This is a genomic window from Methylobacterium sp. CM6247, from assembly GCF_054817925.1.
This window is the reverse complement of sequence record NZ_JBTXKX010000006.1, coordinates 1-19,508: the sequence shown is the minus strand read 5'-3', so window position 1 is coordinate 19,508 and position 19,508 is coordinate 1. Positions and strand designations below refer to the sequence as shown.

The window sequence follows — 19,508 nt, the reverse complement described above, 5'->3', positions numbered from 1 at the left end:
TGGAGTACGGCATCACAGTGCGGGCATCGCCGCGGTGGTGGCTGGCTGAGGTGATCCAGGATGGCTTGGCGGATCGCCGGCATCGAGGGCTGGGGCGGTGGGCAGGCGATTTTTTTTCCGCCCCGCCGCGGCGAGGCGTCGGGACTGAAGGAAGGCGTAGGCGATCATCGTCATCAGCGCGTGTCGGTGCAGCCCGGTCCACGAGCGGCCCTCGAAGTGGTCCAGGCCGAGCTCCTCCTTCATCTGCTGATGCGCCTGCTCGCAGATCCAGCGTGCCTTGATCGTGGCGGCGAGCTGCTTGAGGGTCGCATCGGCCGGCAGGTTCGAGAGATAGAACTTGCGCTCGCCCGAGCCACGCTCTTCACGCGCCAGCCAGACAGCTTCCCCGGGCAGGTGCTGGTTGCCTTGTGTGCCGATCCGCTGCGTCGGCCCATCGGCCATCCGGACGCGCAGCCCACAGAAGCGAGCTCGCAGCCGCCCTTTGGTGCCGTGTCGCCACGTCACGGATCGGCCGGTCATATCTGCCAGGATCGTCTCGGCCGAGACCGAGACCTGATCCGGCACGTGATGCTGGCGGGGTCGCCCCCGCCCCGCGACGGGGAAGATCATCGCCACGTCGGCCGGGTAGACCTTGCTGCGTCCCGAGATCCCGACGGCCCATCTCAAGCCGCGCTCGCTCAGGGCCTGCCGGAACGGGGCGGAGCAGCCGTAACCCGCATCCGCCAGCACGCAGCCGAAGCGCACGCCACCCGCTCGGACCCGGTCGATCTCCGCAACCGCGATCTCCAGCTTGGTGCGAGCCGCGCGCCGGTCCTCGGGCACGCCGGCCCGGGCCATCCGGTCCGGGTCCCCCGTCCAGATCTCGGGCAGGAACAGTCGCAGTCCCACAGCCACGGGCACCTCGCCACGCGCCAGCGTAAGCGAGACCAGCGTCTGGCAGTTGGCGGTCTTGCCCAGCGTCGTGGCGTATTGCGGCGCGACCCCGACAGAGCGATTCCCCTTCTTCGGCAAGGCGGTGTCGTCGACGACGAGGATCGCATCCGAACCGCCGACCAGGCGATCGGCCTCGCGCAGAAGCGCCTGCTGCAGCGGCGCTTCATCCCAGATCCCGGCCGCGATAAAGTGGTGCAACCGATCGTAGGGGACCCCATCAGCCCGCGCCGCCATCGGCTGGACGCTCTTGCGGTCGCCCAAGCCGATCAGCCCCGCCACGTAGAGAGGGCACATCGCCCGACGCGCCGGATGCGACAGGCCCGCCAGGAACGGCTGCAGCCACTTCTCCAGATCGTCACGCCACCTGCCAGCACCTAACATCGCGATCACCCACGAACATCGCCGTGGCATGCGAATCCGCAAGAATCCTACATCGTTCCCTCAGTCTGCCAAAGTAGTGTTAGGAACCACATACAAAAACCTCAGGATCGGTTCCTCATTCGCACGCACAGTGCCCGGCAGCATTCATTTCCATCAAGCTGGCGGCGCATTAGATCGCCTGGATGATGGGTCGGCATGTACTGCTGTTTCTACCGCCGAAACCGACCCAGCCGTGGCAGAAGTGCCGACAAAGCAATCACTCCGCCTGTCGCGGCCAGCAGAAAGGCGTCCCGCTGTCGGCTGGTGAAGAACTCGGTTCGCGTCGAAACGACCCGGTCCGTCGCGCGTCCATCGATTGCGGCGGGCCCCGGCACTGGCGCATCAAGATTGCCGATCCTTTCGGGGATCGGTTCGCCGAGTTGGGCGTCGCGCATTTCGCTCGCTTTCTTATCCGCGTAGCTCGGGGCCACGGCCTGGGCGAAGGTCATCATTAGCGTGCTGCGCCCAACCCAGACCTCGCGGGACGGGTGCTCGATCGCGTGGATGATTGCGTCGGCGCAAAGGCGAGGATCGAAGACGGGGTCCGGGGCGACCTGCTGACGCCTGGTGTGGTTCCGTGACCAGCCGAATTGCGGGGTGTTCACTGCGGGCAGATAAACGACGGACAGAGAGACTGCGACGCGATCGGCGATCAGCTCGGAACGCAAGGCGTCGGTGAAGCCGCTAACAGCGAATTTGGCGCCGCAATAGGCGGCTTGGAGCGGGGCCGCACGGATGGCGAGGCCAGAAGAGACCTGGATGATCGCACCCCGGCCACGCGGTTTCATGTGGCGCAACGCGGCGAGGGTACCGTGGACCTGACTGAGATAGGTCGTGGCGGTGACGCGGGTGTACTCAGCGGCGGTAATCTGGTCGGCCGGGGCCACCACGGTCGACATGGCATTGTTGACCCATGCTGCGATGGGCCCAAGATCCCGCTCAACCTGATCAGCAGCAGCATCGACCGCGGCCGCGTCCGCGACATCAGCACGAATCGTCAGTACCCTGCCGCCGTAGCGTTGCAGAAGGTCGGCGGCTCCCTCTAATCGTTCGGGGTCGCGGGCCACGATCGCAACCGACCACCCCTTGCGGGCTAGAGCTTCCGCGGTGGCCAGACCGATGCCGGCACTGCCTCCTGTCACGACTGCTACCCGCGCCATGCCCGTCTCTCCCATATCACTGTCCACGGGGGAACGCGCTGGAGCGAGCTTGCCGGATGTGCCGTAAGGTAGCAGGACGGAGCTGTACGATAGGCGCGAAGCCTTGTGCCATCGACGAGTTAATAGGATGCCGATCCGGCGCGAGCATCGCTTCTTCTACCCCATCGACTGGCCCCAGCTCTCGGCGGTGATCCGCTTCCGTACCTTTGACGCAGCTGGGATGAACGACGCGGAGGCGAAGGCCAACATTGGGGGCGTCTACGAACAGGGATTGGCGGGGATCGCGAAGCACTTTCGTTAAACTAAGAGCTACGACACTCCATCCGTCGTCTTCCGTGCGGCCCGCGCCATGCGGATCAACTCACGAGCCGTCAGTCCTCGCGGTGGCAGGGGCGGGGGCTCTTTGGGGCTTATTACGAGGTTAGGGCGACCTCTGGCGAGGCCACTCTGATGGAGAGCGGAGCCATAGCTTCGCCAAAAGCGCTGTTGTCGGATCGCCTTCGTGGCATTGTTCTGAGCTTCAATCGCTGTCGTCATTCCGGTCTGTTCACCGCCTCGCATCTCATGGGGATAACGAAGCGTAGCCGTTCGCGACATTCTTGAAATGTGTGATCGCCGCGCTAGCGAACCTCGGCTTACAGAAAATATGTCGGGATACTGATTCAATCACGTTTATCTGGCAATAGAAAATCAGTCATATTTTCCCGACAGAAACGGGGCTGTTTCTACGTGCATCCCAGACGCATCCATAGCTCGTCGGGAAAACGGTCGGATAGCTGACACTGTTAAGCTATGCTCTGGGCGCACGTACAACCTTGGGGAGGCACGTCGGTGGAGACCCTGACCCGCCAAACTGGTCCACGCTGAGCGCGATTTTTCGGGCATCCTGAACCCTGAAGGAGGGTGGATGCCAGCCCTCGCAAATGCTTCACGAATGAACAGATCGCCTTCGCCCTGCGGCAGGCGGAGAATGGTGCAACGGTGGACGAGGTCTACGCATGCGGCTCAAGGGGCTGGCCGCCGCGCGGGTTCGCTACGGCTACCGGCGGCTGCATATCCTGCTTCGGGGAGAGGGCGGGGAGGTGAACCACAAGCGCACCTACCGGATCTACTGTGACGAAGGGCTGTCGATCCGGTCCAAGCTGCCAAAGCGTAAGCGCGCTTGGCGCTATCGCCAGGGGCGACCGGCAATCGGCGGACCCAACGAAGTTTGGGCGATGGACTTCATGTCCGATCGCCTCTTCGACGGACGTCTGTTCCGGATCTTGGCCGTCGTTGATTGCCACACGCGAGAGGCTCTCCACTCATGCCGAGAGCCAACTTCCGCGCTTTCCAAGTGACCGAAGCGCTGGATGCCTTGGTCAGGCTTCGAGGTCGACCGAAAAGCCTACGGGTGGACAACGGACCTGATTTCGCTGGCTGCATGCTCGATCAGTGCGTCTACCTGAACGGAGTCGAGATCGACTTCTCACGACTAGGAAGACCGACCGACAATGGCAACAATCGAGTCGTTCAACGACCGCCTGCGGACGGAATGCCTGAACGTCTCGTGGTTCCTGTCGCTGGCTGATGCCCGCGAGCGCATCGAGGAATGGAGGTGCCACTACAACTGAACCAGCCTAACTCCCGGTCGAACTGGCCAAATCTATCCTCATCCGCCCGGCTCACGCCGAGGCGGGTTTTTCGTTTGTGAGCCAATCACCCTCGGAGCGCAAACCCATAAACGGCGAGCAGCACCAGGGCAGCAAGAAGCCAGGGGATCTCGTAGATGACCCCTACAAGCAGCAAGCCGATGTAACCGAACGCGGTCGAGATCATGATCGCTGCGACATACGGGTTCGCGGCTCGGCGCCTTTCTAAGGTTTCCCGCATCTTATTATTATAGCCCGGCCTGGTTGGTCCCTAACCAGACAGTTCGTCAAAACTCGCAAGATAATACCAATGCAACCTTGCATCGGCACGAAACCGCCCATACAAACCGAAGCGGGATAACGATCTGGGGAATTTAATGCTATCCATAATGCAGAGAGCAATAGATCGTCTAATGAATACTGCATCAGATATTATTTTTGCTGGATGGCCGGGGCGAAAACTGCGTAAAATAGATGGAGATATTGCGAGGCTGGAGCGCATGATCGATAAAGAGACAATGATGAGCAGCCCTAAGCAGACTTTCATTGAAGAACTTACGATAAAACTCAATAAGCGTAGGTCGGATCGTACAAAATTGATAGATAAAAAATAGCGGCCTTATGGAGCAAATTCACCAAACCGCTACCCGTAGAACAAGAGGCGCTTAATCAAGTGGGGCTTGGTCCGCTTTGTCAACAATTGGCTCATCATCCGCGCCGGCCTCGGCACTCGCCACCATCGGCCTCGCTCTTGAAGGGCGCGCCTTAGCTGTAGCTACGCTACCAGTGCAGCCCAAGCAGATCGAGCCAATGGCCCGCTTACTGCTACGAGCGATGCGCCGATCAAATGCGTCTTGTTGAGCCTGCGCGCCGGCTCGCGATGTTTCCAAGCCGCCGTCAGGGCTCTTCAATCCTTCGACTTCGATGGGATCCAGTGTCGTGGACATTGTCGGCTGAGGATGGGCAGCACGCGGGGATGCGTGAGTAGCAACCCCTCCAACTGCTACGATTACGACTGCCAACAGCACGCTGCGCACTTTTTATCCATCTCCTGATCGCGCGCCTACATCACAGATGATCGCAGCCAAACGAGGGCAGTGGGCTTCGGACAGTAATTCGAACGCAGGCAGCCAATTTTGTATGGCGTTAGCTAATCCGCGCCTCGCCCTAGGGCTTGGTGAATTTGCTCCATAAGGTCACTCAGAAGCTGCCACTCAGCGGCTCCGGCGCATCGTTGTCGTGTTCCTCGGGAGGCGTCCCGCCCTTCAGCATATCGTCCAACATCGACAGCAGATTGAAGAGTTCGAGCTTGCCGTCGTTCGTGATGTCGAGCTCATAGGTCCGCCGCGGGATCGTCGCTCTCATGTCAGCCAAAGCCTCAATGTATCCCTCGGCGCGTTCGGTGCTCATGCTGGTCCCTCGTGTGGCGACCACGGCGAGATAGGCCGGACGTGCAGGGATGGGAGTGCGACGGGGGAAGCTGCCCCGCCGCCTCGATCTGATCACGAGGTCGGCGGGGAGGATCGTCCATCTCACGCTGAGCGGTACGCACACGAAGTGCAGGTCCCAGTCGAGGTCGCCTCGGGCATCGGCTTGCGCCTGCAGGCGCCGCAGCACCCGGTCGAACACGCCGGCCTGCCGCCAGCGATAGAACCGGCTCGACACGGTCCCGGCAGCACCATAGCGGGCCGGTAGATCAGCCCAGGGCGCACCCGTGCGCCGGATCCAAAGCATACCGTCCAGGACCTGACGGTGATCCTCCGCTGGCTGGCCCGTGCGCGGCTTCTGCGGAGGCAGCAACGGGGCGATCTGCTCCCACTGCGCATCAGTCAGTTCGTAGCGTCGCATCCCGACAACATGGGGACCGTCACCCAGCCTGTGAACCCTTTGCAGAGACGCCCTAGCCGACCGGATCGGCTCCACACCCGCCTCCTGCGATCCTCGCGACACCGACAAGTACGGACGCTCCGTCACGGTCTGTCGGAGACAGCCTGGATGATCACAGCCGCTTGTAGTGTCGGCCCTTGAAATCAGCCATGGCGAGCTACTTAAGCTTCACGGCAAGGGCGAACAGGATCATGGGTGGCCTCCGGTTCCGAAGGCACAATGCCGATTATATGGACAAGGTTGGGTAAATGGCGGAATGATCGCATCTCTGTCACGTGCCGTAGAAACAGCAACGCCCGCGGGCCGTGCGGCTGCGGGCGTGCGTCTCGGGGTAGTAGGTTACTGCAACGGATTGCCCGTAGGGAAATAGGATTTACCCCTAACGTCCTTTGAATTCAACCTTTATTTGCTCAATTATATTACCAACATTATAAGATATTGATGATTTGATATAATCTGGTGTTACTATAACAATAACGGTAAAAAGAAATATAAACACTGTCAATACATATCCGAATTTGGGAAATATATCCAGATATCCTAACAAGAACGGAACCGAACTAACAGCCAACGCCACCACTAAGTTTCCGCTTAAATAAAAAACGCAAATAAAACATAGCAAAGAGAATACTATAGGTTTTCCAAATCGATTAAAATCAAAATGCATAGATTATTCCTTAATGTTATTAGCAAGGTCTATAAGCCGAGCCGGCATTATGAGTTCGCATATATAAGATATGCTAGATATGCAATATACACCAACCCCCTCCGTACTCAATATGACACTCGGTTCAATGTGACCAGATTCCCTCGCTCACATCTGGTTCCGGCCAAGAAGCTTGATTCCGGCTAACCCTATGCTCTTGAAACCTACGCAAAAGGCTGGTCGTCACTTCATGATGACGGGACGCTTACTGTCCTGCCTATGGGGTATGGCAACCCGGCCGCACTGGCCACGCGCGGTAGGCCATTTTAGTCGTGGTGGCTACTCATGCAGGATGTGACTGCGCAAAGGCTTTGGCTTCGCCGGCACGTGAACCGTCCGTGAGCATAATAGGCTGCTCGAGGGCGGCTTTGGATTTTAGGTGGGCAACAAACCCTGAAAGCCGAGTGGATACGGTCTTCATATTCGTAAATTTTTACTCACGAAGAGCCCTAGGGCTCCAGGGTACATTCAGTATGCCTATTAAAAATGGCGCAGAGCGAATGGTGAATTGTCCACCACCTGCTCTGCGCCTATCGTTTTATCTTGCTTTCTCTTCAGCTTCTTTCGTCTGAGCTGAAGTCAATCGTTCGTATTAGTCGCTACGACTAGAGCAGGAAGTCGTTTGTGTGAAGGGCGTCGACCACGTTCCTGAGAACGATCTGGAAGTCGGCCTTTCCGTTTCCATCCACGTCACCCTCGACGATGGTCGTGCCACCGGATTGGGTTGCGTGAAGCTGTCCCGCCTCCTTGGTGAAAGCGCCAGCGCCGATGAACGAGAACGACTGGTTACCAGAGACTTGCGAGTTGGCATCGATCGCAAACAGATCAATGTGGTCCCCAACCTTGAAGTCCAGGATGATGTCGCGTGTCGCGGCTCCAGTAGCAGTATCGTTTAGCGTCTGGAAGGTGAAGGTATCGTTTCCAGCACCTCCCGTCAGCACATCTCGAGCAAGGCCGCCGATCAGCACGTCTTTTCCAGCGCCTCCAACGATTGTGTTGGCAAGTTCGTTTCCAGTCAGGGTGAGGCCCTTGGAGCCTATGACTGACAAGGTCTCTATCTCCTGGCCAGCGCCCAGAGCGTAGTTGACTCTGGTGTAGACTGTGTCGTTACCGGCACCTGTCGCCTCGATTACCTGATCGTTTCTGTTGTCAACATAGTAACTATCGTTGCCAAGACCACCGAACAACGCATCCGCTCCTGCCTTACCGTCAAGGACATCTCCACCATTAGTTCCAAGGATCCGGTTGGCAAACTGGTTTCCAGTGAGCGTCAGACCTGTCGAACCCGAGCCTTGCAGAGTTTCGATCTCCTGTCCGGCCTTCAGGGTATAACTGACAGATGCATGGACCGTGTCGTTACCTTCACCAAGGGCTTCGATCACCACATCGTTCACGTTATCGACATAATAGTCATCGTCGCCAAGATTGCCGAACAGCGAGTCTGCCCCAGAGTTACCGTTGAGGACGTCATTCCCGGATGTTCCAACGATCCTGTTGGCAAACTCATTGCCTACCAGTTCAAGACCGACCGTTCCTAAGCCACGCAGCACCTCGATCTCTTGGCCTGCCATGAGGGCATAACTTACGCTGGCCCGTACCGTATCGGTGCCTTCATTAAGCGCCTCAATGACTTGGTCGCCAAAGTTATTCACCAGGTAAGTATCATTACCGCCCAGCCCAGCGAAGGTTTCGGCCCCCGCAGTACCACTGAAAGTCTCGCCTCTTTGCGTTCCAGTATATCCATCCACCTTCAGAGTACCGGCAGGATTTACAACAAATCCATTAACGTCGAACGTGTTGCCATTTAGATCGGTAATCACAGCTCCATTGGCAGAAACACTTTCTATACCAAGATCACTGGCAACCTGATCGACTAGTACTGTGTAATCAAAAACAAGAATTGTCGAAGTTGACGCAACCTGGTTGTAGCTCGCGGTAGCTCCGTTGCTGAGGTTTAATACCAAACCAGCAATGCCGGCTACGCGTACTGCCTCCGATATATCGAAAGCGAAGGACACTGTTTGGCCAGTAACCAACGTTCCTGAGCCATCTGTGATACCAGGCCCAGATACAGCCACAGAAGCCACTGTGGGTATCTTGGTATCGACGGTGTAGTGGGCGCTGGTCGCCACGGTGCCGGTGTTGCCGGCCAAGTCGATGTAGTCCGTGGACAGGCTGACGACGTTGATGGCGTCCTCCGAGTTCACAGCTGGGGTCAGTGTCGCGGTGTAAGTTACCTCTCCCGTGATCGGATCGACGCTGGCGATGCTCAGCTCGGTCAGCTCGCCGTTGCCGCTGGTCAGATCCTTGAGTTCGAAGCCAGCGACCGCCTCCGAGAAGGTGATCGTGACCAGGGTCGTTTCACCAGCGATCAGCGCGCTGTCGCTCAACGTGATCGTCGCAGTCGGCACCTTGGTATCAATGGTGAAGGGCGTACCTTGCGTGCTCGACTTGATGTTTCCTGCAACATCGGTCGAGGTGGTGGTCAGCGTGTAGGTGCCGTCGCTCAGCGGAACCAAGCTCGTATCACCAAAGCTCAGTGTGTAGTTGCCGTTGCTGTTGGCGACCGTCGTCCCAATGAGATCACCATCCAGGAACACGTCAACCGTTGCACCAGCCTCTGCCAAACCGGAGAAGTCCGGCGTCGTGTCGTTGGTGATCCCGTCATTGGTAGCGCCGCTGTTGGAACCCGTCGCCAGTCCGACGCTGGCTCCAACTGTTGCACGATCAACCGTCACGTCGAAGCTCTTTGTGGTCTCATTACCAACTGAGTCTGCCACCGAAGCTATGAATGTGTACTTTGTACCCGCCAGACCCTCAGCAGAAAGTACACCACTAGTGTTCGTTACAAAGCTTCCATCCGCTCCAACTTTACCGCTTAAATTAGCAACAGGGATGTTACCATTCATCACGACAACACTGACGCTCGCACCGATATCTACATTACTGACTGATCCTCTTACGGAAAGAGTGCTATCGCGCGTAATGTAATCAATGGAACTTTGTCCCAGATCAGACGAAATCGATAGTAGGCCAAAGATTGGGTTGACGGTGTCGACCGAGACCGGATCGGAGGTGACAGCTTCGCCGGCATTGCCAGCCAGATCGGTGAACCCTGCAAGGCTGACCGTGGCGTCGTCCGTGCTGTCCTGATCCGCGGTGAATACGATCGTGGCCGAGCGCCCGTCAGCAGCGACGACCAGCGTCGACGCATTCACGCTACCGCCGGTAGCGGTGAACGTGAGCGAAGCCGGATCGACCTCCTCCGAGAAGGTAAGGCTCACCGTCGAGGTACGGTTGGCATCGTTGAAGCTGTCGTCGACGATCGCGACCGTCGCCGTCGGGTTGACGGTGTCGACCGAGATCGGATCGGAGGTGACAGCTTCGCCGGCATTGCCAGCCAGATCGGTGAACCCTGCAAGGCTGACCGTGGCGTCGTCCGTGCTGTCCTGATCCGCGGTGAATACGATCGTGGCCGAGCGCCCGTCAGCAGCGACGACCAGCGTCGACGCATTCACGCTACCGCCGGTAGCGGTGAACGTGAGCGAAGCCGGATCGACCTCCTCCGAGAAGGTAAGGCTCACCGTCGAGGTAAGGTTGGCATCGTTGAAGCTGTCGTCGACGATCGCGACCGTCGCCGTCGGGGTGACGGTGTCGACCGAGATCGGATCGGAGGTGACAGCTTCGCCGGCATTGCCAGCCAGATCGGTGAACCCTGCAAGGCTGACCGTGGCGTCGTCCGTGCTGTCCTGATCCGCGGTGAATACGATCGTGGCCGAGCGCCCGTCAGCAGCGACGACCAGCGTCGACGCATTCACGCTACCGCCGGTAGCGGTGAACGTGAGCGAAGCCGGATCGACCTCCTCCGAGAAGGTGAGGCTCACCGTCGAGGTAAGGTTGGCGTCGTTGAAGCTGTCGTCGACGATCGCGACCGTCGCCGTCGGGTTGACGGTGTCGACCGAGATCGGATCGGAGGTGACAGCTTCGCCGGCATTGCCAGCCAGATCGGTGAACCCTGCAAGGCTGACCGTGGCGTCGTCCGTGCTGTCCTGATCCGCGGTGAATACGATCGTGGCCGAGCGCCCGTCAGCAGCGACGACCAGCGTCGACGCATTCACGCTACCGCCGGTAGCGGTGAACGTGAGCGAAGCCGGATCGACCTCCTCCGAGAAGGTGAGGCTCACCGTCGAGGTACGGTTGGCATCGTTGAAGCTGTCGTCGACGATCGCGACCGTCGCCGTCGGGTTGACGGTGTCGACCGAGATCGGATCGGAGGTGACAGCTTCGCCGGCATTGCCAGCCAGATCGGTGAACCCTGCAAGGCTGACCGTGGCGTCGTCCGTGCTGTCCTGATCCGCGGTGAATACGATCGTGGCCGAGCGCCCGTCAGCAGCGACGACCAGCGTCGACGCATTCACGCTACCGCCGGTAGCGGTGAACGTGAGCGAAGCCGGATCGACCTCCTCCGAGAAGGTGAGGCTCACCGTCGAGGTAAGGTTGGCGTCGTTGAAGCTGTCGTCGACGATCGCGACCGTCGCCGTCGGGTTGACGGTGTCGACCGAGATCGGATCGGAGGTGACAGCTTCGCCGGCATTGCCAGCCAGATCGGTGAACCCTGCAAGGCTGACCGTGGCGTCGTCCGTGCTGTCCTGATCCGCGGTGAATACGATCGTGGCCGAGCGCCCGTCAGCAGCGACGACCAGCGTCGACGCATTCACGCTACCGCCGGTAGCGGTGAACGTGAGCGAAGCCGGATCGACCTCCTCCGAGAAGGTAAGGCTCACCGTCGAGGTAAGGTTGGCGTCGTTGAAGCTGTCGTCGACGATCGCGACCGTCGCCGTCGGGGTGACGGTGTCGACCGAGATCGGATCGGAGGTGACAGCTTCGCCGGCATTGCCAGCCAGATCGGTGAACCCTGCAAGGCTGACCGTGGCGTCGTCCGTGCTGTCCTGATCCGCGGTGAATACGATCGTGGCCGAGCGCCCGTCAGCAGCGACGACCAGCGTCGACGCATTCACGCTACCGCCGGTAGCGGTGAACGTGAGCGAAGCCGGATCGACCTCCTCCGAGAAGGTGAGGCTCACCGTCGAGGTAAGGTTGGCATCGTTGAAGCTGTCGTCGACGATCGCGACCGTCGCCGTCGGGTTGACGGTGTCGACCGAGATCGGATCGGAGGTGACAGCTTCGCCGGCATTGCCAGCCAGATCGGTGAACCCTGCAAGGCTGACCGTGGCGTCGTCCGTGCTGTCCTGATCCGCGGTGAATACGATCGTGGCCGAGCGCCCGTCAGCAGCGACGACCAGCGTCGACGCATTCACGCTACCGCCGGTAGCGGTGAACGTGAGCGAAGCCGGATCGACCTCCTCCGAGAAGGTAAGGCTCACCGTCGAGGTAAGGTTGGCATCGTTGAAGCTGTCGTCGACGATCGCGACCGTCGCCGTCGGGTTGACGGTGTCGACCGAGATCGGATCGGAGGTGACAGCTTCGCCGGCATTGCCAGCCAGATCGGTGAACCCTGCAAGGCTGACCGTGGCGTCGTCCGTGCTGTCCTGATCCGCGGTGAATACGATCGTGGCCGAGCGCCCGTCAGCAGCGACGACCAGCGTCGACGCATTCACGCTACCGCCGGTAGCGGTGAACGTGAGCGAAGCCGGATCGACCTCCTCCGAGAAGGTGAGGCTCACCGTCGAGGTAAGGTTGGCGTCGTTGAAGCTGTCGTCGACGATCGCGACCGTCGCCGTCGGGTTGACGGTGTCGACCGAGAAGCTCGTGGAAGCTGTGCTCAGCTTCACGTTACCCGCGACATCCGTAGCAGCGGCCGTAAGCGTGTAGCTGCCATTTGTCAGAGCGGTGCCGTTCAGATCTGTGTCAGCAAACGCCAAAGTGTAAGTGTTGTTTGAATCCGCAACCGCCGTGCCGATTTCACTTCCGTTCAAGAAGATCTGGACAGTGGCACCAGCTTCGGCTGTTCCTGTGAAGGCAGGCGTAGTGGTTTTGGTGATTTGGTCACTTGCACTAACGCCAGTATCGGAGGCGCCCGCGAGACCAACCGTCGGGGCTGGCGTAGTGGTGTCTACCCGCACAGGCTTGAGATCGCTCACGCTGGTGTTACCAACGGCATCCGTAGCAGTGGCACGGAAGATATAGGTGCCGTCCGCCAGGGCGGGGCTGCTCTCCGTGGTGAAGGCGCCATTGGTAACCGTGGCAGCCAGGGTCAGTGGAGTCCCCCCTACAAGTACGGGATTACCGTTCGCGTTGAGCACTGCCACGGAGACGGTAGAGCCCACCTCGACTATGCCGCTGACTGACAGGGTAGGGTCACGTGTGATTTCGTCTGAATTGCTCGCACCGGTATCTGTTGAGATCGCCAACAGAGAAACTGTCGGGTTGACGGTGTCGACCGAGACCGGATCGGAGGTGACAGCTTCGCCGGCATTGCCAGCCAGATCGGTGAACCCTGCAAGGCTGACCGTGGCGTCGTCCGTGCTGTCCTGATCCGCGGTGAATACGATCGTGGCCGAGCGCCCGTCAGCAGCGACGACCAGCGTCGACGCATTCACGCTACCGCCGGTAGCGGTGAACGTGAGCGAAGCCGGATCGACCTCCTCCGAGAAGGTGAGGCTCACCGTCGAGGTAAGGTTGGCATCGTTGAAGCTGTCGTCGACGATCGCGACCGTCGCCGTCGGGGTGACGGTGTCGACCGAGATCGGATCGGAGGTGACAGCTTCGCCGGCATTGCCAGCCAGATCGGTGAACCCTGCAAGGCTGACCGTGGCGTCGTCCGTGCTGTCCTGATCCGCGGTGAATACGATCGTGGCCGAGCGCCCGTCAGCAGCGACGACCAGCGTCGACGCATTCACGCTACCGCCGGTAGCGGTGAACGTGAGCGAAGCCGGATCGACCTCCTCCGAGAAGGTGAGGCTCACCGTCGAGGTAAGGTTGGCGTCGTTGAAGCTGTCGTCGACGATCGCGACCGTCGCCGTCGGGTTGACGGTGTCGACCGAGATCGGATCGGAGGTGACAGCTTCGCCGGCATTGCCAGCCAGATCGGTGAACCCTGCAAGGCTGACCGTGGCGTCGTCCGTGCTGTCCTGATCCGCGGTGAATACGATCGTGGCCGAGCGCCCGTCAGCAGCGACGACCAGCGTCGACGCATTCACGCTACCGCCGGTAGCGGTGAACGTGAGCGAAGCCGGATCGACCTCCTCCGAGAAGGTGAGGCTCACCGTCGAGGTACGGTTGGCATCGTTGAAGCTGTCGTCGACGATCGCGACCGTCGCCGTCGGGTTGACGGTGTCGACCGAGATCGGATCGGAGGTGACAGCTTCGCCGGCATTGCCAGCCAGATCGGTGAACCCTGCAAGGCTGACCGTGGCGTCGTCCGTGCTGTCCTGATCCGCGGTGAATACGATCGTGGCCGAGCGCCCGTCAGCAGCGACGACCAGCGTCGACGCATTCACGCTACCGCCGGTAGCGGTGAACGTGAGCGAAGCCGGATCGACCTCCTCCGAGAAGGTGAGGCTCACCGTCGAGGTAAGGTTGGCGTCGTTGAAGCTGTCGTCGACGATCGCGACCGTCGCCGTCGGGTTGACGGTGTCGACCGAGACCGGATCGGAGGTGACAGCTTCGCCGGCATTGCCAGCCAGATCGGTGAACCCTGCAAGGCTGACCGTGGCGTCGTCCGTGCTGTCCTGATCCGCGGTGAATACGATCGTGGCCGAGCGCCCGTCAGCAGCGACGACCAGCGTCGACGCATTCACGCTACCGCCGGTAGCGGTGAACGTGAGCGAAGCCGGATCGACCTCCTCCGAGAAGGTAAGGCTCACCGTCGAGGTACGGTTGGCGTCGTTGAAGCTGTCGTCGACGATCGCGACCGTCGCCGTCGGGGTGACGGTGTCGACCGAGAAGCTCGTGGAAGCTGTGCTCAGCTTCACGTTACCCGCGACATCCGTAGCAATGGCCGTAAGCGTGTAGCTGCCATTTGTCAGAGCGGTGCCGTTCAGATCTGTGTCAGCAAACGCCAAAGTGTAAGTGTTGTTTGAATCCGCAACCGCCGTGCCGATTTCACTTCCGTTCAAGAAGATCTGGACAGTGGCACCAGCTTCGGCTGTTCCTGTGAAGGCAGGCGTAGTGGTTTTGGTGATTTGGTCACTTGCACTAACGCCAGTATCGGAGGCGCCCGCGAGACCAACCGTCGGGGCTGGCGTAGTGGTGTCTACCCGCACAGGCTTGAGATCGCTCACGCTGGTGTTACCAACGGCATCCGTAGCAGTGGCACGGAAGATATAGGTGCCGTCCGCCAGGGCGGGGCTGCTCTCCGTGGTGAAGGCGCCATTGGTAACCGTGGCAGCCAGGGTCAGTGGAGTCCCCCCTACAAGTACGGGATTACCGTTCGCGTTGAGCACTGCCACGGAGACGGTAGAGCCCACCTCGACTATGCCGCTGACTGACAGGGTAGGGTCACGTGTGATTTCGTCTGAATTGCTCGCACCAGTATCTGTTGAGATCGCCAACAGAGAAACTGTCGGGTTGACGGTGTCGACCGAGACCGGATCGGAGGTGACAGCTTCGCCGGCATTGCCAGCCAGATCGGTGAACCCTGCAAGGCTGACCGTGGCGTCGTCCGTGCTGTCCTGATCCGCGGTGAATACGATCGTGGCCGAGCGCCCGTCAGCAGCGACGACCAGCGTCGACGCATTCACGCTACCGCCGGTAGCGGTGAACGTGAGCGAAGCCGGATCGACCTCCTCCGAGAAGGTAAGGCTCACCGTCGAGGTAAGGTTGGCGTCGTTGAAGCTGTCGTCGACGATCGCGACCGTCGCCGTCGGGTTGACGGTGTCGACCGAGATCGGATCGGAGGTGACAGCTTCGCCGGCATTGCCAGCCAGATCGGTGAACCCTGCAAGGCTGACCGTGGCGTCGTCCGTGCTGTCCTGATCCGCGGTGAATACGATCGTGGCCGAGCGCCCGTCAGCAGCGACGACCAGCGTCGACGCATTCACGCTACCGCCGGTAGCGGTGAACGTGAGCGAAGCCGGATCGACCTCCTCCGAGAAGGTGAGGCTCACCGTCGAGGTAAGGTTGGCATCGTTGAAGCTGTCGTCGACGATCGCGACCGTCGCCGTCGGGTTGACGGTGTCGACCGAGATCGGATCGGAGGTGACAGCTTCGCCGGCATTGCCAGCCAGATCGGTGAACCCTGCAAGGCTGACCGTGGCGTCGTCCGTGCTGTCCTGATCCGCGGTGAATACGATCGTGGCCGAGCGCCCGTCAGCAGCGACGACCAGCGTCGACGCATTCACGCTACCGCCGGTAGCGGTGAACGTGAGCGAAGCCGGATCGACCTCCTCCGAGAAGGTAAGGCTCACCGTCGAGGTAAGGTTGGCATCGTTGAAGCTGTCGTCGACGATCGCGACCGTCGCCGTCGGGTTGACGGTGTCGACCGAAGCGCGCTCAGTATTGGAGGCGGCTTCAATAAAGCCATCTGCGGCCCCAGCAGCTACCGAAATCGAGACCGCAATGTTGGAGTCCGGCGCGACAGTGAAAGTACCACTGTATGTTATATCATCGCTGGTAGTCAGATCGCTAAGTATGCCGCCCTCAACCGTAACATCGTCTTTATCGAAAGAAGATGAGGCTGCACTCAGGATGAACGTTACCTCGGATATCGGGCTGGTGTTGCTGAATTCCGTCGAAGCCAGATCAACGATCACAGTAGCCATGACACTTCCCCCGAAAATTTAACTCAGTTATGCTCTAAGTTATTAGCTTTAAGCACATCGATTTAAAGTGATGACGATCAGAAATACAATTTGTGTGCCTAAGAAGACAAGCATTTACTAATGCTAAATTGTTTTGCTGACCTACCATCAAAAACTGATTGGAAGCGGTTAGTACCTGAATGTACCTCTAGATACATCCCTCATATGAGGGATAATGCAGAAATTTTAATATTTTTTTTCCTATCCCTCGTATGAGGTATGGTGATAACTAAAATATACATGTTATGATTCAAAAAACTCCTTTTGATGCACAGGATGAGTTTTATCAAAATTAAATCACGCATACATACAGGTTATTGAGCTATGGACCCTCAAGTTTACTTTAAACCCACTCTTCTTGGGGATCCAGAATGCGAAGAGTATGCATGCCTTGGAATGTTTTCTGGAAGGATAGTAGCTATTTTAATACGCTCATCTGAATTTGATAAAGACCCGGAATATACTGAATGGTATTTAGATAAAGGCTTTGGCCTGTGCGATCAACAAGGCTTGATGTTTTCTTCTTTAGAAGCTGCTAAATCATGGATCACAGCCCAGATGGAAGTGAATCAAACTTAAAACCAACTGTTACTCGCTTTTATAATTTAAGCGTTCTATAGATATTGTCATTTATTTATGTCGCTAGAAAGCCCTCTACTTCGTATATTAGAACGCATTGGCTGTGGAGCTATTACTATTGATAAAGCAGGGCATGTTACTGACTCAAATAAGCTTGCAAAAATAATTCTTAGTGATTTTAGTGGCAGTAGCATTACTAATGAAATTGAGCTGCGAGACGGCGTCAAAGAATTGATGGCGAGAAGTAGTCATAGATTTAGAATTGACTCTGAATCTTGGGTTATTATTCCCCGTAAAGACAGTAAACCAATTGCTCTTTATTGTATTCCTACCGGAAAGCATAGAGACGCGTATATAAGTGCTGTTCTAGTCTTACTAGACATGGAAAAATCTCCGGAACCTAATGCTGAAGTCTTGCAAAAGACATTTAATCTTACTTCAGCAGAAGCAAAAATATCGCTACTAATAATTGACGGGAAAACGCCTATTGAAATAGCAAACATAAGAAATATTTCTTTGTGGACAGTTCGAACACATTTAGCCTCAATCTATGGTAAAACAAAAACTAGACGCCAATCTGAGCTTGTATCACTACTCCTGAAAGTATCTATATTGCCATAAATATGAATTATCTGGCAAAACTTGGCTTAAACGCTCGGAATCCCGCTTCCATACACGCCGCTCATCGCTGGGCTCGCCTGCCTGCCCCTGACGGCCACGGTGGTCGGTATCAGCCAATTCGTGCCGCGATTGATCGAGTGGTTCGGAACCCGTGCTTTGCTCGTCACAGCGAGCCTGTTGGTCTCGGCGAGCTTGCTCGGATTCGCCCTGCTGGGTGATGCCGGGGCTTACTTCCTGGCCGTCCTGATCCCGCTCCTCGTCCACGCCATCGGCATCGCTCTCGTGTTCGCGCCAGGCAGCGCATAGCTTGGCGGTGTCAGCTATCCGTTCGTTTTCCCGACGAACGATGGATGCGCTTGGGACACGGGCCAAAACGGCCCCGTTCCTGTCGGGAAAATATGACTGGTTTTCTATTGCGGATTAAACGTGCTTGAATCACTATCCCGACATGCTCGTCGGATATGCCCGTGTCTCAACCCTCGATCAAAACCTGGACCTCCAGCGTGATGCGCTGACAAAGGCCGGGTGCGAACGGCTATTCGAGGAGAAGAAGTCGGGTAAAGCCGGTACGAAGCGGCCTGAGTTCGATGCGGCCCTCGCCTACCTACGCCCGACCGACGTGTTGGTGGTATGGAAACTCGATCGGCTCGGTCGCTCGCTGGTCGAGATGATGCGCACGATCGACAGCCTCCGCACGAAGGAGATCCACTTTCGCAGCCTTACCGAGCAGTTTGATAGCGACACCGCTCATGGTCGCTTCGCCTTGCAGATGCACGGCGCCATGGCTGAGTACTTTCTCGACCTGAACCGTGAGCGCACGATGGAAGGGCTGAAGGCGGCCCTGGCCCGCGGCCGGAAGGGTGGCCGACCGAAGAAGCTCACCGATGCCGATCTCGAAGTCGGGCGCGCCCTGCTGCAATCCGGTACGATCTCGATCGCGGCGATCGCCCAGCGCCTCGGGGTCAGCCGGGATACCTTCTACAGCTACTTCCCCCAAGCCCGGGCACGCAGCCAAGCTGCCGCCGCAGCCAGGGAGACCTGATCGCGATGCCGATCCGGCGTGAGCACCGCTTCTACTACCCGATCGACTGGCCGCAGCTCTCCGCCGTGATCCGCTTCCGACGGGCAGGAGGTGCCTGTGAGGGATGCGGACGGCCGCACGGGCAGACGATCTACCATTTGGGCGACGGACGCTGGTGGGATGCCTCGACCGGCTGTTGGCGTGACGGAAGGGGGCACACTCTCCAAAGCCTCCCGAGCTTCGAGGACCTTGGACGCCTGCGCCCGACCAGGGTGGTGCTCGCGACCGCGCATCGCGACCACGACACCGGCAACAACACGGACAAGAACCTCGCGGCCTTCTGTCAACGGTGCCACATGAACCATGACCGGCCGGAGCACCAACGTCGTCGATGGCGAACCCTTTTCCGGCGCAAGGCCTCCGGCGACCTGTTCCGAGGCTCGTATTAGCCAACGCCTTCGGCAGCCTGCCGCATCAGACGAAGCCACTCGCTGAGTTCGCGACGAGTTTCTACTGCTTCGGCTGTGTAGCGCCCGTGTCGATACATACCATTGCGCGGACCCTTCGGTGCACCGGGAGAAGCGCCACCGTGCATGCGGCAGCGGCCATTCGGCATTGCGGGGGAACAGCAGGGACTTCCGCTGCGTGTCCTCGCTCCGCACCTCGGCGAAAGGTGCATCGGCCCGTGCATGGGGTTGCCCTCAGATTTTATCAGGAGCCCCTCCCCCAGGCGATCGAACGCTAACCGCACCGACCACTGCCTGCCCGCCGGCCTCGACCGTGACGCGC

Annotated in this window: 11 protein-coding genes and 2 pseudogenes; 8 read left to right on the top strand and 5 right to left on the bottom strand. The window is 58.8% G+C overall.

What is annotated here, in order from left to right:
• Positions 1-12: 12 nt before the first annotated feature.
• Together ACYQOP_RS27050 and ACYQOP_RS27045 are read right to left on the bottom strand one after the other, a co-directional pair.
• Positions 13-1,314: an IS701 family transposase gene (locus tag ACYQOP_RS27050; RefSeq protein ID WP_461225739.1), complete on the bottom strand. Its 1,302-nt coding sequence runs from the start codon at positions 1,312-1,314 to the stop codon at positions 13-15.
• 209 nt (positions 1,315-1,523) lie between these two features.
• Complete coding sequence (locus ACYQOP_RS27045; RefSeq protein ID WP_461225677.1) at positions 1,524-2,513, bottom strand: SDR family oxidoreductase; 990 nt, start codon at positions 2,511-2,513, stop codon at positions 1,524-1,526.
• Between the two features lie 127 nt (positions 2,514-2,640).
• Between ACYQOP_RS27045 and ACYQOP_RS27040 the strand changes: the two genes are divergently transcribed.
• From ACYQOP_RS27040 to ACYQOP_RS27030, 3 genes and pseudogenes are all read left to right on the top strand, one after another.
• The gene (locus tag ACYQOP_RS27040) at positions 2,641-2,814 is read left to right on the top strand and encodes a hypothetical protein (protein ID WP_461225745.1); all 174 of its coding nucleotides are present in this window, start codon (positions 2,641-2,643) and stop codon (positions 2,812-2,814) included.
• Between the two features lie 691 nt (positions 2,815-3,505).
• A pseudogene (locus ACYQOP_RS27035) lies at positions 3,506-4,123 on the top strand (IS3 family transposase); the annotation flags it as partial.
• A 434-nt stretch (positions 4,124-4,557) separates the two neighbouring features.
• On the top strand, positions 4,558-4,758 hold the full coding sequence (locus ACYQOP_RS27030) for a hypothetical protein (protein WP_461225675.1): 201 nt from the start codon (positions 4,558-4,560) through the stop codon (positions 4,756-4,758).
• Positions 4,759-5,695: 937 nt separating this feature from the next.
• Here ACYQOP_RS27030 and ACYQOP_RS27025 read toward each other — a convergent pair.
• Both ACYQOP_RS27025 and ACYQOP_RS27020 read right to left on the bottom strand, forming a co-directional pair.
• A pseudogene (locus ACYQOP_RS27025) lies at positions 5,696-5,992 on the bottom strand (IS5 family transposase); the annotation flags it as partial.
• 1,350 nt (positions 5,993-7,342) lie between these two features.
• The gene (locus ACYQOP_RS27020; RefSeq protein ID WP_461225673.1) at positions 7,343-16,459 is read right to left on the bottom strand and encodes an Ig-like domain-containing protein; all 9,117 of its coding nucleotides are present in this window, start codon (positions 16,457-16,459) and stop codon (positions 7,343-7,345) included.
• A 363-nt stretch (positions 16,460-16,822) separates the two neighbouring features.
• Between ACYQOP_RS27020 and ACYQOP_RS27015 the strand changes: the two genes are divergently transcribed.
• The 5 genes from ACYQOP_RS27015 (at position 16,823) to ACYQOP_RS26995 (ending at position 19,168) form a co-directional block, all read left to right on the top strand.
• Entirely contained in the window at positions 16,823-17,077 is a 255-nt protein-coding gene (locus tag ACYQOP_RS27015) for a hypothetical protein (RefSeq protein WP_461225671.1), read from the top strand.
• Positions 17,078-17,134: 57 nt separating this feature from the next.
• On the top strand, positions 17,135-17,698 hold the full coding sequence (locus ACYQOP_RS27010) for a helix-turn-helix transcriptional regulator (RefSeq protein WP_461225669.1): 564 nt from the start codon (positions 17,135-17,137) through the stop codon (positions 17,696-17,698).
• 99 nt (positions 17,699-17,797) lie between these two features.
• Complete coding sequence (locus tag ACYQOP_RS27005; RefSeq protein ID WP_461225667.1) at positions 17,798-18,004, top strand: hypothetical protein; 207 nt, start codon at positions 17,798-17,800, stop codon at positions 18,002-18,004.
• Positions 18,005-18,146: 142 nt separating this feature from the next.
• Positions 18,147-18,740: a recombinase family protein gene (locus ACYQOP_RS27000; RefSeq protein ID WP_461225737.1), complete on the top strand. Its 594-nt coding sequence runs from the start codon at positions 18,147-18,149 to the stop codon at positions 18,738-18,740.
• Between the two features lie 5 nt (positions 18,741-18,745).
• Complete coding sequence (locus tag ACYQOP_RS26995) at positions 18,746-19,168, top strand: hypothetical protein (RefSeq protein ID WP_461225665.1); 423 nt, start codon at positions 18,746-18,748, stop codon at positions 19,166-19,168.
• On the opposite strand, the gene ACYQOP_RS26990 is transcribed toward ACYQOP_RS26995, so the two are convergent.
• Complete coding sequence (locus ACYQOP_RS26990; RefSeq protein WP_461225735.1) at positions 19,165-19,398, bottom strand: HGGxSTG domain-containing protein; 234 nt, start codon at positions 19,396-19,398, stop codon at positions 19,165-19,167. The genes ACYQOP_RS26995 and ACYQOP_RS26990 overlap by 4 nt on opposite strands.
• Positions 19,399-19,508: the final 110 nt, after the last annotated feature.

Coding starts and splice junctions, on each gene's coding strand:
- ACYQOP_RS27050 (WP_461225739.1), bottom strand. CDS start 1,314: ATGTTAGGTGCTGGCAGGTGGCGTGACGATCTGGAGAAGTGGCTGCAG.
- ACYQOP_RS27045 (WP_461225677.1), bottom strand. CDS start 2,513: ATGGCGCGGGTAGCAGTCGTGACAGGAGGCAGTGCCGGCATCGGTCTG.
- ACYQOP_RS27040 (WP_461225745.1), top strand. CDS start 2,641: ATGCCGATCCGGCGCGAGCATCGCTTCTTCTACCCCATCGACTGGCCC.
- ACYQOP_RS27030 (WP_461225675.1), top strand. CDS start 4,558: ATGAATACTGCATCAGATATTATTTTTGCTGGATGGCCGGGGCGAAAA.
- ACYQOP_RS27020 (WP_461225673.1), bottom strand. CDS start 16,459: ATGGCTACTGTGATCGTTGATCTGGCTTCGACGGAATTCAGCAACACC.
- ACYQOP_RS27015 (WP_461225671.1), top strand. CDS start 16,823: ATGGACCCTCAAGTTTACTTTAAACCCACTCTTCTTGGGGATCCAGAA.
- ACYQOP_RS27010 (WP_461225669.1), top strand. CDS start 17,135: ATGTCGCTAGAAAGCCCTCTACTTCGTATATTAGAACGCATTGGCTGT.
- ACYQOP_RS27000 (WP_461225737.1), top strand. CDS start 18,147: ATGCTCGTCGGATATGCCCGTGTCTCAACCCTCGATCAAAACCTGGAC.
- ACYQOP_RS26995 (WP_461225665.1), top strand. CDS start 18,746: ATGCCGATCCGGCGTGAGCACCGCTTCTACTACCCGATCGACTGGCCG.
- ACYQOP_RS26990 (WP_461225735.1), bottom strand. CDS start 19,398: ATGCACCTTTCGCCGAGGTGCGGAGCGAGGACACGCAGCGGAAGTCCC.